14 protein-coding genes are annotated in these 15084 nt (G+C 59.2%); 10 read left to right on the top strand and 4 right to left on the bottom strand.

Features of this window, described 5'->3' with window-relative positions:
* Positions 1 to 179: 179 nt before the first annotated feature.
* From LOY55_RS30270 to LOY55_RS30250, 5 genes are all read left to right on the top strand, one after another.
* Positions 180 to 1094 carry a LysR substrate-binding domain-containing protein gene (locus LOY55_RS30270; protein ID WP_223522296.1) on the top strand — a complete coding sequence of 305 codons (915 nt, stop codon included), beginning with the start codon at positions 180 to 182 and terminating at the stop codon, positions 1092 to 1094.
* A 307-nt stretch (positions 1095 to 1401) separates the two neighbouring features.
* Positions 1402 to 1893 (top strand): 5-(carboxyamino)imidazole ribonucleotide mutase, encoded by a 492-nt coding sequence (gene purE, locus LOY55_RS30265; RefSeq protein ID WP_007942709.1) that lies wholly within the window; start codon positions 1402 to 1404, stop codon positions 1891 to 1893.
* 11 nt (positions 1894 to 1904) lie between these two features.
* The gene (locus LOY55_RS30260; protein ID WP_077431009.1) at positions 1905 to 2987 is read left to right on the top strand and encodes a 5-(carboxyamino)imidazole ribonucleotide synthase; all 1083 of its coding nucleotides are present in this window, start codon (positions 1905 to 1907) and stop codon (positions 2985 to 2987) included.
* 108 nt (positions 2988 to 3095) lie between these two features.
* Positions 3096 to 3341 carry a GlsB/YeaQ/YmgE family stress response membrane protein gene (locus LOY55_RS30255; RefSeq protein ID WP_008030708.1) on the top strand — a complete coding sequence of 82 codons (246 nt, stop codon included), beginning with the start codon at positions 3096 to 3098 and terminating at the stop codon, positions 3339 to 3341.
* A gap of 88 nt (positions 3342 to 3429) precedes the next feature.
* Positions 3430 to 3966, top strand: coding sequence for a DUF3299 domain-containing protein (locus LOY55_RS30250; protein WP_046030764.1), 537 nt, complete (start codon positions 3430 to 3432; stop codon positions 3964 to 3966).
* A gap of 85 nt (positions 3967 to 4051) precedes the next feature.
* Here the strand turns inward: LOY55_RS30250 and LOY55_RS30245 are convergent, their stop codons facing one another.
* Positions 4052 to 4951: a D-hexose-6-phosphate mutarotase gene (locus tag LOY55_RS30245; protein WP_223522295.1), complete on the bottom strand. Its 900-nt coding sequence runs from the start codon at positions 4949 to 4951 to the stop codon at positions 4052 to 4054.
* A 57-nt stretch (positions 4952 to 5008) separates the two neighbouring features.
* Positions 5009 to 5413: an acyl-CoA thioesterase gene (locus tag LOY55_RS30240; protein ID WP_007942704.1), complete on the bottom strand. Its 405-nt coding sequence runs from the start codon at positions 5411 to 5413 to the stop codon at positions 5009 to 5011.
* A gap of 363 nt (positions 5414 to 5776) precedes the next feature.
* Between LOY55_RS30240 and LOY55_RS30235 the strand changes: the two genes are divergently transcribed.
* Positions 5777 to 7075 (top strand): MFS transporter, encoded by a 1299-nt coding sequence (locus tag LOY55_RS30235; RefSeq protein ID WP_109786773.1) that lies wholly within the window; start codon positions 5777 to 5779, stop codon positions 7073 to 7075.
* Between the two features lie 9 nt (positions 7076 to 7084).
* On the opposite strand, the gene LOY55_RS30230 is transcribed toward LOY55_RS30235, so the two are convergent.
* Both LOY55_RS30230 and LOY55_RS30225 read right to left on the bottom strand, forming a co-directional pair.
* Positions 7085 to 7576, bottom strand: coding sequence for a type II toxin-antitoxin system VapC family toxin (locus tag LOY55_RS30230; protein WP_223522294.1), 492 nt, complete (start codon positions 7574 to 7576; stop codon positions 7085 to 7087).
* Positions 7573 to 8631 carry a helix-turn-helix domain-containing protein gene (locus LOY55_RS30225; protein WP_109786771.1) on the bottom strand — a complete coding sequence of 353 codons (1059 nt, stop codon included), beginning with the start codon at positions 8629 to 8631 and terminating at the stop codon, positions 7573 to 7575. The genes LOY55_RS30230 and LOY55_RS30225 overlap by 4 nt, the downstream gene beginning before the upstream one ends.
* A gap of 186 nt (positions 8632 to 8817) precedes the next feature.
* On the opposite strand from LOY55_RS30225, the gene LOY55_RS30220 reads away from it, so the two are divergent.
* The 4 genes from LOY55_RS30220 (at position 8818) to pstB (ending at position 15035) form a co-directional block, all read left to right on the top strand.
* Positions 8818 to 9819, top strand: a complete 1002-nt coding sequence (locus LOY55_RS30220) for a phosphate ABC transporter substrate-binding protein PstS (protein WP_046030758.1) — start codon at positions 8818 to 8820, stop codon at positions 9817 to 9819.
* A gap of 255 nt (positions 9820 to 10074) precedes the next feature.
* Positions 10075 to 12357: an ABC transporter permease subunit gene (locus LOY55_RS30215; RefSeq protein WP_223522293.1), complete on the top strand. Its 2283-nt coding sequence runs from the start codon at positions 10075 to 10077 to the stop codon at positions 12355 to 12357.
* 16 nt (positions 12358 to 12373) lie between these two features.
* A complete protein-coding gene (gene pstA, locus LOY55_RS30210) occupies positions 12374 to 14044 on the top strand; it encodes a phosphate ABC transporter permease PstA (protein WP_109786770.1) in 1671 nt (556 codons plus the stop codon).
* 157 nt (positions 14045 to 14201) lie between these two features.
* Positions 14202 to 15035 carry a phosphate ABC transporter ATP-binding protein PstB gene (gene pstB, locus LOY55_RS30205; RefSeq protein ID WP_008018291.1) on the top strand — a complete coding sequence of 278 codons (834 nt, stop codon included), beginning with the start codon at positions 14202 to 14204 and terminating at the stop codon, positions 15033 to 15035.
* The last annotated feature ends 49 nt before the right edge of the window (positions 15036 to 15084 follow it).

Here is a 15084-nt window from a genome sequence, read left to right as displayed (position 1 = left end):
ATAGAAATCATCTCGATATGGACCCGGTCTGTGCCGGAACACTGCAAATGCTAGGCTTGTGGAGAATTTTGGGCCAATGCTGTTAAACACTAGCCTATGCACATTCGGCATAATGCCCGTGTGACGCCGCGTGTGCGGCGAGCGTGCGACCTAAATTGGTGCGTGTCCGGGAGGGCGTGATGAACCTTGAAAGTAAATGGCTGGAGGACTTCAGCGCCCTGGCCGCCACCCGCAGCTTCTCCCAGGCTGCGGAAAGACGCTTCGTGACACAACCGGCGTTCAGCCGGCGAATTCGCAGCCTTGAAGCCGCGTTGGGACTGCAACTGGTCAATCGTTCGCGCACGCCCGTCGAGCTGACGGCAGCGGGGCAATTGTTTCTGGTGACCGCGCGGACTGTGGTCGAACAACTGGGCGAAGTGCTGCGTCATCTTCATCACCTGGAAGGTGGGCAGGGCGAGGTGATGCAGGTCGCCGCCGCTCACTCCCTGGCGCTGGGTTTCTTTCCGCGCTGGATCGCGCAATTGCGCAATGAGGGGCTGAATATCGCCACGCGATTGGTGGCGACCAACGTTGGCGACGCGGTGCACGCATTGCGTGAAGGTGGCTGCGATTTGATGCTGGCGTTCTATGACCCCGACGCTGCCTTGCAGATGGACCCGGAGATCTTTCCATCCCTGCACCTGGGTCACACTGAGATGCTCCCGGTGTGCGCGGCCGATGCGGACGGCAAACCGCTGTTCGACCTGGAAGGCGAGGGCAGTGTGCCGCTGTTGGCCTACAGCACCGGCGCCTTTCTCGGTCGCTCGGTCAACATGCTGCTACGCCAGCGGGCGCTGCGGTTTACCACGATCTACGAAACGGCCATGGCCGACAGCCTGAAAAGCATGGCGCTGGAAGGACTGGGCATTGCCTGGGTGCCGCAACTCAGCGTGCGCGCCGAACTGGCTCGGGGTGAGCTGGTGGTTTGTGGCGGCCCGCAATGGCATGTGCCGCTGGAGATTCGCCTGTACCGTTGCGCCTTGGTGCGCAAGGCCAACGTGCGATTGTTGTGGCGCAAGCTTGAAGGCGGCGCTGCCCAAGGGACAACCAGCTAACGATGCCTTTGTAGGAGCACAGCTTGCTGGCGATGGCGACTTACAGGACGCCATCGCCAGCAAGCTGTGCTCCTACAGGGGCGGGGTTTATGGCAAGTCTGTCTGCTGACCTGAAAGTCAATAAAACCGGGCTTTTGCGCCGTATGACAGATGGTCGTAACAGGGGCTGTTTATCTGCGTCATTGCGGTATACTGCGCGGCCTTCGGCCGGTTCGCCCGGCCATAATTCGTACATCAAGCCACGCATTTTGCGTGGCTTGTTGTTTTTTGACGCGCCTGCGGGCGCCCAGAGAGAAGAGGCACGACGATGAGTGCACTGGTTGGCGTGATCATGGGCTCCAAGTCCGATTGGTCCACCCTTAGCCACACCGCCGATATGCTGGAAAAGCTCGGCATCCCTTACGAGGTGAAAGTGGTCTCTGCCCACCGCACCCCGGACCTGCTGTTCCAGTACGCCGAAGAGGCCGAGGCCCGTGGCATTGAGGTGATTATCGCCGGTGCCGGTGGCGCGGCCCACTTGCCAGGCATGTGTGCGGCCAAGACCCACCTGCCGGTGCTGGGCGTGCCGGTGCAGTCGGCGATGCTTTCGGGTGTCGATTCGCTGCTCTCCATCGTGCAGATGCCAGCGGGTATCCCGGTGGCGACCCTGGCCATCGGCAAAGCTGGCGCGATCAACGCCGCGCTGCTGTCGGCGAGCATCCTGGGCGCCAAGCACCCGCAGTTCCACGACGTGCTGAAAACGTTCCGTGCTGAACAGACAGACAGCGTCCTGGACAATCCAGACCCACGCATCGCCTGAGGTTGTTGACGATGAAGATCGGTGTAATCGGTGGCGGCCAGTTGGGTCGCATGTTGGCGCTGGCGGGCACCCCGCTGGGTATGAATTTCGCTTTCCTGGACCCCGCGCCGGATGCTTGCGCAGCCGCGTTGGGCGAACACCTGCGAGCCGATTACGGCGACCAGGACCACCTGCGTCAGCTGGCCGATGAAGTCGATCTGGTGACCTTCGAGTTCGAAAGCGTCCCGGCTGAAACCGTGGCGTTCCTGTCGCAATTCGTCCCGGTCTACCCAAGCGCCGAAGCCCTGCGCATTGCGCGGGATCGCTGGTTCGAGAAGAGCATGTTCAAGGACCTGGGGATTCCAACCCCGGCGTTCGCCGACATTCAGTCGCAAGCCGACCTGGACGCCGCCGTGGCCTCCATCGGCCTGCCTGCCGTGCTGAAAACCCGCACCCTGGGTTACGACGGCAAGGGCCAGAAAGTCCTGCGCAAACCTGAAGACGTTGTCGGCACGTTCGCGGAACTTGGCAGCGTTGCTTGCCTGCTGGAAGGCTTCGTGCCGTTCACCGGCGAAGTCTCGCTGATCGCCGTGCGTGCCCGCGATGGTGAAACCAGGTTCTACCCGCTGGTTCACAACACCCACGACAGCGGCATCCTCAAACTGTCCGTGGCCAGCACCGACCACGCGCTGCAAGCCTTGGCTGAAGACTACTCCAGCCGCGTGCTCAAACAGTTGGATTATGTCGGCGTGATGGCGTTCGAATTCTTTGAAGTCGACGGTGGCCTCAAGGCCAACGAAATTGCCCCGCGCGTACACAACTCCGGGCACTGGACCACTGAAGGCGCCGAGTGCAGCCAGTTCGAAAACCATCTGCGGGCCGTTGCCGGCCTGCCGCTGGGTTCGACGGCCAAAATCGGTGAGAGCGCGATGCTCAACTTCATCGGCGTTGTACCACCGGTTGAGAAGGTGATCGCGATTGCCGATTGCCATCTGCACCACTACGGCAAGGCGTTCAAGACCGGTCGCAAGGTCGGTCACGCCAACCTGCGCTGTGCGGACCGCGAGACGCTGGCGGCACAGATCCTCAAGGTCGAAGCGCTCATCGCCGAATAGTTTCATGTGGCCGCGGCGGAACCATTCAGGGGCCGCCGTTCTCTCATGGCAGGATGCCAAAGTCTGACTAGGCTTTGGGCATATCCAAATCATTCAGAGGGAAATGCCATGGGAATTATCGGAACCATCTTTATCGGCTTGATTGTCGGCCTGCTGGCTCGGTTCCTGAAACCGGGCGATGACAGCATGGGCTGGATCATGACCATCCTGCTCGGTATCGGCGGTTCACTGGCGGCCACTTACGGCGGCCAGGCTCTGGGCATCTATCAGGCCGGCCAAGGCGCGGGCTTCATCGGTGCGCTGGTCGGCGCCGTGGTGTTGCTGGTGATCTACGGCCTGATCAAAAAGAACTGATCCAAAGCGACAAAGCCCCCTCTGCGCCGCACGCAGAGAGGGCTAGAATGCTCGGCGACTTATCACCCTTCCTTTACCGAGCACCTCAATGCGCCGTCTTCTGTTGACTCTCCTTTTTCTGGGCAGTGGTTTGGCCCATGCCGGCGAACTGCCGGAAACCGACTGGCTCGAACTGATGCCCAAGTCGGACCAGAAAGCCCTCGAGGCCATGCCCGAAATCGACCACAACTCCCCTGAAGGCGATGGCACGTTCACCGCCAAGGGTGGCATGAAACAGAGCAAAGGCTTGCCCGCGGTGATGTATTCGACCAAAACCGTGCCGTCGATGAATGACAAGAACATCCGTATCGGTGGTTACCCGGTGCCGCTGGAGTCCGATGCCAAGGGTCGCAGCACGCTGTTCTTCCTCGTGCCGTACCCGGGCGCGTGCATCCACGTGCCGCCACCGCCACCCAATCAGTTGGTGCTGGTGCGTTATCCGAAGGGGCTGAAGCTGGATGACATCTACACACCGCTGTGGGTCACCGGCACGCTGAAGATCGAGACGGTCAACAACGACCTGGCCGACGCGGCGTATGCGCTGGATGCGGCGAAAGTGCGGGTGGTCAAAGAGTCGGATTTGTAAGCATCAGATAAAACCAATCGCGGGCAAGCCTTGCTCCTACAGGGCAGTTCATATCCTGTAGGAGCAAGGCTTGCCCGCGATGCGTTTAAAGTGGTTTGCTGCCGATACTCACGCCCAGTGTGTGAGTGGCTCCCGCAGCCAAGGTCACCACATCATCCATCACATTCGCTGTCTCGATGCACAACATGCGCTGCCAGCCATCGTCGGCCATGTCGCTGAACGCTGCCGCGCGTTCAATCCAAGGATTCCAGATCACTGCGTTGCGCGAGTTTTGGCTGGTCAGCTCGATGCGACGTTCCCAGGCCGGGTCGACGATACTCAGCAGTGGCGGGGTGTCGAGGTAAATGCGATCGGTCTCGCCGGTAAAGCGCAGATCACCGTGCTGTTCCTTGGTTTTCCAGTCTTCCAGCGTTTCGATGTAACTCAGGCCATCCACGCCTTCGACCTGCACGTTGCGCACATCGCTGACCGCGAAATAGCTGTGCAGTGCCTGGCTGAGGGTGACGGTGTCAGTGCCCTGGTTATGGCTGGTCAGGTTGATGTGCAGTTGCTCATCCAGGCGAATGCTCAGCTTCAAGTCCACCTGGTGAGGCCACTCCGCAAAGCCACCTTCAGGGTAGGGCAGCAGGAATTCCACCTTCAGGCTTTCGCCCTCGGTTTCGATGCCGCCCAGTTCCCAATCCATCGCCCGGACAAATCCGTGGGCCGCGGGCGGCTCGCTGCTGACGCGCATCGCCTGGACGCTCTGCGGGTTGCGTGCAAGGTTACCGAACCACGGCCAGCACACCGGCACGCCGGCGCGGATGCTTTTGCCGGTCTTGAACACAGCCTCGTCGTTGAGCCAGATCAGCGGCGGTTGGCCGGCCAATTGATAACTGAGGATGTGCGCACCTTGCTGGGCAACCAGCAATTCGGCCTGGCCGTGGCGGATACGCCAGCAGTTCAGTTCATCCAGTTTCACGGCTTCAACGTTGGGCGTGTTCATGGGACAACTCTCGATCGGGAACAATGACTGCAATGGACCGCAAAACCGCCGCAGCGTTTAACGCGCGCGGGGCGGAACCGAGCGAGTGCGGCCGCTGCCGTCGATGGCGACGAACACGAACACCGCTTCAGTCACTTTACGCCACTCACTGGACAGCGGGTCGTCGCTCCAGACTTCGACCATCATCTTGATCGAGCTGCGGCCGATTTCCAGGGCCTGGGTATAAAAGGAGAGCTGAGCGCCCACCGCCACTGGAACCAGGAACGCCATACGATCAATCGCAACGGTGGCAACGCGTCCACCAGCAACCTTGCTGGCCATGGCGGTGCCGGCCAAATCCATCTGCGCCACCAGCCAGCCGCCGAAAATATCGCCGAAGCCGTTGGTTTCGCGAGGAAGCGCGGTGATTTGCAGGGCCAGGTCGCCTTGCGGGATTGGATCTTCTTGTTCGAGCTCTATCATGCCGGGGGTGCCTCTGACCCGTGACTCTTCATTGGTACTTCAGGTGAATAGCCGCTTTCAAGAAAAACGATTCAGCCCCGAACATACTACGTTCGTCACGTTTTTCGTAAGGCGCCTAAAGGGAAACTCTGCGAAATCGACTGGTAGAGCCAGCAGCGTCTTCGCACAGCAACCCTTTCAAATTGTTGCCAGATCGCGAGTATATCGGTCGGTAGACTCCGAGACGACCGTCCGGTTCTCATTTTGGCGGTCAAAACCGCACCTCTATGTGCTTTTTCGAACAATTTGCTATCGTGCCGGACCTGTCCAAGCCTCGGCCAGCGTTGTTGAGGTCGCAGATCCGACTATAAGAGAAGCCTTGCCATGACCACAGCGCCTTCGAGCATCGCGCAGCCAGCTCAACCCGCACGACCGTTGACCCGCAATGATTACAAGACTTTATCGCTGTCTGCCCTGGGCGGTGCGCTGGAGTTCTACGACTTCATCATCTTTGTGTTCTTCGCCACGGTGGTCGGCAAACTGTTCTTCCCCGCTGACATGCCCGAGTGGCTGCGTTTGATGCAGACCTTCGGCATTTTCGCCGCCGGCTACCTGGCGCGGCCGTTGGGCGGCATTGTCATGGCGCATTTCGGTGACCTGCTGGGGCGCAAGAAAATGTTCACCCTGAGCATTTTCATGATGGCGGTACCGACCCTGATCATGGGGCTGCTGCCGACTTATGCGCAGATTGGTCTGTGGGCACCGATCCTGTTGCTGCTGATGCGGGTCATTCAGGGCGCGGCGATTGGTGGTGAAGTGCCAGGCGCGTGGGTATTTGTTTCCGAACACGTACCGCAGCGCCATATCGGTTACGCCTGCGGCACCCTGACCAGCGGCCTGACGGCGGGCATTTTGCTGGGCTCCCTGGTCGCCACGGCCATCAACAGCATTTATACCCCGGGCGAAGTGGCCGATTACGCCTGGCGGATCCCGTTCCTGCTGGGCGGTGTGTTTGGCCTGTTCTCGGTGTACCTGCGCCGCTGGCTGCACGAGACCCCGGTATTCGCCGAGCTGCAATTGCGCAAGGCGCTCGCCGAAGAAGTGCCGCTGCGGGCAGTGTTGCGCGACCATCGCGGGGCGATCCTGATCTCCATGCTGCTGACCTGGCTGCTGTCCGCCGGCATCATCGTGGTCATCCTCATGACCCCGACCGTGCTGCAGACCGTCTACCACTTCGCGCCGACCACTGCATTGCAAGCCAATAGCGTGGCGATCGTGTTCCTGAGCCTTGGGTGTGTGGCGTCTGGCGCCTTGGCTGACCGCTTCGGCGCAGGCCGGGTGTTTGTGTTTGGCAGCGCCTTGCTGCTGATGAGTTCGTGGACCTTCTATCACAGCCTGTTCAATCATCCGGACTGGTTGTTCCCGATGTATGCCCTGACGGGTCTGCTGGTCGGCACCATCGGCGCGGTGCCGTATGTGATGGTCAAAGCCTTCCCGGCGGTGGTGCGCTTCAGCGGGCTGTCGTTCTCGTACAACCTGGCCTATGCCATCTTCGGCGGCCTGACGCCAATGGTGGTGACCCTGCTGCTGAAGGAAAGCCCGATGGGGCCGGCCTATTATGTGGCGATCATTTGCGGGGTCGGGATTCTGGTGGGTGCTTACCTCTGGAAAAGGGGGCGCTAACCATCTCCCTCAAGGCTTTCGCCAGCGCGAAAGCCTTGCCTCACACTCGCCTGACGGTAATCGTGCTCCGCCCATGAGCATGTCCTCTAAAGCATCCGCAGCCTGTTGCAATCCAACAACCTGATGGTTAACCATCAGGTCCAGCAGCCAAAGTGCACCGTGTACCTGTAGCCCATCCTTTCGTGCCTGTTTCCTAAGTTTGCCGTCCCCCGTCAATAACGGACGACCTGTTTGCTGAGCAAGTAGATAACAGGAAACGTCTGCCAGAGAACTGTTGCTATGTTCGATTTTAAGACCGAACAGCCGTGCCACTTCCGGACCCTCGAATGATTCGACAATTAACCCGTGGGCAAGCAATTCGTCATGCGGAAAATCTTCGAGTTCGTGCAGTACGAAATCTGTGCAGCAAAGCGTGAACGGCAGACTGAACATCTGTTCCAGCAGCCCTGCATTTCTGAAATCGATCCAGATATTCGTATCGCTGATGTAGATCAGAGTCATGCACTCTCCAGTGAGCCCAGGAAATTGGGATCTAAAGCGCTCACTGGTTTGCGTAGAAGTTCAGCTGCACGGGATTTGGTGATCAATCCTTCGGCCAATCCCCAAAACACCAACGACTCAAAACGTTGTGGGGGTTTACACGGCAATGGCTCTGGCTCGGCCTTGCGCCAGCCGTTCGAGCTGAACTGAATGGTGAGGGATTTGTAACCGCCGTCGCTGAGAAGATTTAAATCCTTGAGGCGCCGCAGCGCTGCGTGCATCGAAATTCCGTATTGGCGCTTGGCGATTAGCAGTTCCCGGGGATGAACCCTGGAGCGAGGGTGATTACCAAAGTCACTGGTGACACCTTTGGCCGGATAGAGGAAGGCACCCGCGAAACGATGGCAGCAGTTTTCCTTTTCTCTTTCGGGCATTTCTTCGGGTAACTGCATGACCCAATGACCCAGCTCATGGGCAGCGGTGAAGCGTATGCGTTCGCCGGGGCGCTCCGAGTTGAGTGCGATCAAGACATGACGACCGTCACCGGTTGCGGCGCAGGCCCCATCAAAGTCATTTGGCCCCATGAGCATTGCTACCTTGATGCTGTGCTCTTCCAGTTGCTCGGTAAGATTGGAGATGGGATCACTGCCGATTTTCCAGAATTCACGCAGTTGCTCGGCCGCGCGTTCAGCTTCCTCTATAGAGGAAACCGGTAGCATTTGCGCTGGGGTGGTCGGAGTCTGGATGTCCGCCGGGTCGAAGCAATCCTCTAGAGCGATGTAGCGCTCGAGATGCTCACGAATCTGTTCTTCAACTTGAACCTGACGGTACTTCGGCATTTTCGCCAGTTTGCGAAACTCTAACGGTGCAAGCGGCACAGCCTCCGCCCGGAAAAAGTACTCTGGACTGACCTCCAATACTTTTGCCATTTGTAACAGGCGTGCGGAGTTTGGAGTGCTTGCCCCTTTCTCGTATTTGCTGATGCCTTGCTTGGTGATATCGCCAAGCTTGAGCGCTAAAGCCTCTAGAGACATGCCTCGTAGTAGGCGAGCGCGGCGGATTCGGTCGTTAATCATGGGTTCCTCTCGTGGTTGACAAGGCTATCTCTTGGTTATGATTTGTCAACCTGCGCTGCGAGACTGGATGTATCGGGCACTCGAATGCTGGCCTTTCATCCAATTGTCATATTTCAGCCATAGAGTGTTCACACGGCCTGCTGATACTTGGCCCCGACTAACAACTCTATCTGCTAGGAGTAAGGCATGAAACTGAAGCGTTTGATGGCGGCAATGACTTTTGTCGCTGCTGGCGTTGCGACTGCCAACGCGTTCGCCGCTGTTGACCCGTCGATCCCGAGCTACACCAAGACCACTGGTGTGTCGGGCAACCTGTCCAGCGTCGGCTCCGATACCCTGGCCAACCTCATGACCCTGTGGGCTGAGAACTACAAGAAAGAATACCCGAACGTAAACATCCAGATTCAGGCCGCTGGCTCCGCCACCGCGCCACCTGCGCTGACCGAAGGCACCTCTAACCTGGGCCCGATGAGCCGCAAGATGAAGGACACCGAACTGGCTGCCTTCGAGCAGAAGTACGGCTACAAGCCAACCGCTATCCCGGTTGCCGTGGACGCCCTGGCGGTGTTCGTGCACAAGGACAACCCGATCCAGCACCTGACCATGGAACAAGTCGACGCGATCTTCTCGTCCACTCGTCTGTGCGGCGCTAAAACCGACGTGAAAACCTGGGGCGACCTGGGTGTGACCGGCGACCTGGCCAACAAGCCGGTTCAACTGTTCGGTCGTAACTCGGTATCCGGCACCTACGGCTACTTTAAAGAAGAAGCCCTGTGCAAAGGCGACTACAAGCCAAACGTGAACGAACAACCAGGTTCGGCTTCGGTCGTACAGTCGATCAGCTCCTCGCTGAACGGCATCGGTTACTCGGGCATCGGCTACAAAACTGCTTCCGTGAAGACTGTGGCCCTGGCCAAGAAAGGCAGCACTGACTTCATCGAAGACACCGAAGAAAACGCACTGAACGGCAAATACCCGCTGTCGCGTTTCCTCTACGTTTACGTCAACAAAGCTCCGAACAAGCCTCTGGCCCCGCTGGAAGCCGAGTTCGTGAAACTGGTTCTGTCCAAACAGGGCCAGGAAGTTGTCGTGAAAGACGGTTACATCCCACTGCCAGCCAAAGTCGCAGCCAAAGCTCTGGCTGACCTGGGTCTGTCGGAAGGCGGCGCTGAAGTCGCAAAAAAGTAACACCCTGATCCGGGGCTAGCCCCGGATCTGTAGGAGCAAGGCTTGCCCGCGATGGCGTCGACACATTCAGCAATGATGTGACTGGAAAGACCGCTATCGCGAGCAAGCTCTGCTCCTACAACGGCTCAGGGTTACCACGCAGGTGACCCGGCCCCCCCCCAAATTCCCGGTCTGCTGCCAGTTCCCACAGGCAGCGGATTTGTCGCGTCACTGCGCTGTCATCTTTCTGTCATACAGGATCGCTAGGGTGTGCGAATGAATGATCTGGCCAATTCCACCATGACTAATAATCCCCCCAAGCGAATTGATTTCAATACGCCTGAGTTGCAACGCAAGCGTCGCATTCGCGCGCTCAAAGATCGCCTGACACGTTGGTACGTCCTGATTGGCGGCCTCGCTGTCCTCGGCGCGATCACGCTGATTTTCTTCTTCCTTGGCTACGTCGTCTTGCCCCTGTTCCAGGGTGCCAACCTGACGACCAAGGACGCCATCACGCCTGCCTGGATGCAAGATGCCGGCAAGCCGTTGATGATCTCCCTCGAAGAACAGAACCAGGTCGCCATGCGGGTTTCCGACAAGGGCCAGGCACTGTTCTTTGATATCGACAATGGCGCTGAACTCAAGCGCGTCGATCTGCCGATCCCGGCCGGTGTCAGCGTAACGTCCATCGGTGAAGACCAGCCAGGTCACCCGCTGGTCGCCGTGGGCCTGTCCGACGGTAAGGCACTGGTGTTCCGTCACACCTATAAAGTCAGCTACCCGGATGGCAAGAAAACCATTACGCCGGCCATCGAGTACCCGTACGGCGAGACGCCGATCGCACTGAACGAAGCCGGTGGCGCGCTGGAACACATCAGCCTCAACGCCAACGATTCGACGCTGATGCTGGTGGGCGCAACCGGTTCGCAACTCAATGTTTTGTCGCTGACCAGCGAAGAAAACATGATGACCGGCGAAATCACCAACGAGCAGAAACGCATCGACCTGCCGCAGATGAACGAGCCGGTGAAGAACATCTTCGTCGACCCGCGCCAGCAGTGGCTGTACGTGATTAACGGGCGTGCCCAGGCCGACGTGTTCAGCCTGCGCGACAAGAGCCTCAACGGTCGCTACAAATTGCTTGAAGACGGTGAAGCGCAAATCACTGCCAGTACTCAACTGGTGGGCGGTATTTCGCTGATCCTCGGCGACTCCAAAGGTGGTCTGGCCCAGTGGTTCATGGCGCGCGACCCCGATGGCGAGCTGCGTCTGAAGCAGATCCGTACTTTCCAGATGGGCACCACGCCTATCGTTGAAATCAGCGCTGAAGAGCGTCGCAAAGGCTTCGTTGCCCTCGACGCCTCCGGCAAGCTCGGCGTGTTCCACAGTACCGCCCACCGTACGTTGCTGGTGGACCAGGTCGTGGAAGGCCAAGGCCTTTTCGGTCTGTCGCCGCGCGCCAACCGCATCATCGTCGAAGAGGGCGGCAAGATTCAGCCGCTGTTGCTCGACAACCCGCACCCGGAAGTATCGTGGAGCGCGCTGTGGAGCAAGGTCTGGTACGAGAACTACGACGAACCTAAATACGTCTGGCAATCGACCGCCGCCAACACTGACTTCGAACCGAAAATGAGCTTGTCTCCGTTGACCTTCGGTACTTTGAAGGCCGCGTTTTACGCGATGCTGTTGGCCGCACCACTGGCCGTCGCCGCTGCGATCTACACCGCGTACTTCATGGCACCAAGCCTGCGTCGCAAGGTCAAGCCGGTGATCGAGCTGATGGAAGCGATGCCGACGGTGATCCTCGGTTTCTTCGCCGGCCTGTTCCTCGCACCGTATGTAGAAGGGCATTTGCCGGGCATCTTCAGCCTGCTGATGCTCCTGCCGATCGGCATTCTGGTGGCGGGCTTCGTCTTCAGCCGCCTGCCTGAGTCGATCCGCCTGAAAGTGCCGGACGGCTGGGAAAGCGCGATTCTGATCCCGGTGATCCTGTTTGTGGGCTGGCTCTCGCTGTACATGAGCCCGTACATGGAAACCTGGTTCTTCGGCGGCGACATGCGCATGTGGATCTCCCACGACCTGGGCATCACCTACGACCAGCGCAACGCACTGGTGGTCGGCCTGGCCATGGGCTTCGCGGTCATCCCGAACATCTACTCCATCGCCGAAGACGCCGTGTTCAGCGTGCCTCGCGGGTTGACCCTCGGCTCCCTGGCCCTCGGTGCTACGCCGTGGCAGACCATGACTCGCGTGGTGATCCTCACCGCCAGCCCGGGTATTTTCTCGGCGCTGATGATCGGCATGGGGCGTGCGGTCGGTGAAACCATGATCGTGTTGATGGCCACCGGTAACACCCCGGTCATGGAAATGAACCTGTTCGAAGGTCTGCGCACACTGGCCGCCAACGTCGCGGTGGAAATGCCGGAGTCGGAAGTCGGCGGCAGCCACTACCGCGTGCTGTTCCTCTCGGCGCTGGTGCTGCTGTTGTTCACCTTCGTCATGAACACCCTCGCAGAACTGATTCGTCAGCGTCTGCGCAAGAAATACTCGTCGCTTTAAGCAAAGGTAGAAGTCTGTGAAACAGAACTCCCTGAATGGATGGTTCAAGAGCGGCGCCCCCGGCGTCTGGATCAGCGGTGGCGCGGTGTCCATCGCTGTCATCATGACCATTGGCCTGCTGGCCGTGATTGCCGTGCGCGGTCTGGGGCACTTCTGGCCGGCGGACCTGATCCACGCCAGCTACGACGTACCGGGCCAGGCCAATCACCTGGTCATTGGTGAAGTGGTACAGAAGGAAGAAGTCCCACGCGAGCGCCTGAAAAGTGCTGGCCTGCCGGTGCCCGATCAGGGCCCGGAGTTCATGACGCGGGAGCTGATCAAGGTCGGCAACCGTGACTTGAACGGCAACGACTTCACCTGGGTCGTCGGCGAGTGGCTGACCAATCAGAAGACGCCGCCTGAGCTGATGACCATCGAGCGTCGCGAGTGGGGCAACTTCTACGGTTACCTGGTCAACGTCAAACAAGACGGCAAAGTCATCGCTGAAGGCGAAGCGGGCTGGCCTGAGCTGCAAGCGCGTGTTGATCGCGTGAATAAACTCGCGGCACAGCTCAAGACCCTGGAAAAGGTCGACATCGGCGCGATCAACTCGGGTCTGGAACGCATTCGTTTGCACGGTCGCAAACTGGAACTGGCCGGCAAGCTGGACGCCGCTGCGCAAGCCGACATGGACGCCGAGCGCGCTGAGCTCAATGCACGTTATCAAGACATTGAAGCCCGTCTGAATGACTTGCACGCCCAGTTCAACCGCGACAGCCTCACCGCCCGCGACGCGAACGGCAAGGAAATCGAAATCAGCATCGGCAAAGTGGTTCACGCCTACCAGCCGAACGCCATGAGCACTACCACCAAAATTGGCTTCTACTTCAGCAAAGTCTGGGAATTCCTGTCCGACGACCCACGTGAAGCGAACACCGAAGGCGGGATTTTCCCGGCGATTTTCGGCACCGTGATGATGACGTTGATCATGGCGATGATCGTGACACCGTTCGGCGTACTGGCGGCGGTTTACCTGCGTGAATACGCCAAGCAGAACACGTTGACCCGGATTATCCGGATCGCTGTGAACAACCTGGCCGGTGTACCGGCGATCGTCTACGGTGTGTTCGGCCTGGGCTTCTTCGTCTATGTGCTGGGTGGCTCGGTTGACCGGCTGTTCTTCCCTGAAGCCTTGCCGGCACCCACCTTCGGTACGCCGGGCCTGCTGTGGGCCTCGCTGACCCTGGCGTTGCTGGCGGTGCCAGTGGTGATCGTGGCCACCGAAGAAGGCCTGGCGCGAATCCCTCGCACTGTGCGTGAGGGCTCGTTGGCCCTTGGCGCAACCAAGGCAGAAACCTTGTGGAAGATCGTGCTGCCGATGGCCAGCCCGGCGATGATGACCGGCATGATCCTCGCCGTGGCGCGCGCCGCCGGTGAAGTGGCGCCGCTGATGCTGGTCGGTGTGGTGAAACTGGCACCGTCGCTGCCACTGGATGGCAACTATCCGTACCTGCACCTGGACCAGAAGATCATGCACCTGGGCTTCCATATTTATGACGTCGGCTTCCAGAGCCCGAACGTCGAAGCCGCGCGGCCGCTGGTGTACGCCACGGCGCTGCTGCTGGTGCTGGTGATCGCGACATTGAACCTGTCGGCGGTGTACATCCGTAACCACCTGCGCGAGAAATACAAAGCTCTAGATAGCTAATACCGCCGCTCCCTGTAGGAGCACAGCTTGCTGGCGATGGCGATTTCGAAAACGCCATCGCGGGCAAGCCTTGCTCCTGCAAGACGGCAACACCGCTGGCCCATTATGTGAGGCCAGCGGCCAACTGAACCGAATTTGTTAGCACAGGGAGCCTCCCATGCAGCACGAAGCACATACCCACGGCATTAACATGTCGGCATTGGGTCGCGACAAACAGAGCCTGAACCTCGAGCAGGAAACCGTGGCCATCGAAGTGCCGGGCCTGAGCCTGTTCTACGGCGAAAAACAAGCGCTGTACGACGTCAGCATGAACATCCCGAAACAGCGCGTGACCGCCTTCATCGGTCCGTCCGGCTGCGGCAAGTCCACGCTGCTGCGTACCTTCAACCGCATGAACGATCTGGTTGACGGTTGCCGTGTCGAAGGCGCGATCAACCTCTACGGCAGCAACATCTACCGTAAAGGCGAAGACGTGGCCGAGCTGCGTCGCCGTGTCGGCATGGTGTTCCAGAAGCCGAACCCGTTCCCGAAAACCATCTACGAAAACGTGGTTTACGGCTTGCGCATCCAAGGCATCAACAAGAAGCGTGTACTCGACGAAGCCGTCGAGTGGGCATTGAAAGGCGCTGCCCTGTGGGACGAAGTCAAAGACCGTCTGCACGAGTCGGCACTTGGCCTGTCCGGTGGTCAGCAACAACGTCTGGTCATCGCTCGCACCATCGCCGTGGAACCGGAAGTGCTGCTGCTCGATGAACCGTGCTCGGCACTCGACCCGATCTCCACGCTGAAAGTCGAAGAGCTGATCTACGAACTGAAATCGAAATTCACCATCGTGATCGTGACCCACAACATGCAGCAAGCCGCGCGGGTTTCCGACTACACGGCGTTCATGTACATGGGCAAACTGGTGGAATTCGGCGACACCGATACTCTGTTCACCAATCCGGCGAAGAAGCAGACCGAAGACTACATCACCGGTCGTTACGGCTAGGAAGCCTGTGGTTGCTCACTGAACTGACGCTGCGGCCCACCGCACCTTA

Source organism: Pseudomonas sp. B21-040 (genome assembly GCF_024748695.1).
Classification (GTDB): Bacteria; Pseudomonadota; Gammaproteobacteria; order Pseudomonadales; family Pseudomonadaceae; genus Aquipseudomonas.
The sequence above is the reverse complement of the archived record's forward strand: the minus strand, read 5'-3'. Positions and strand labels throughout refer to the sequence as shown.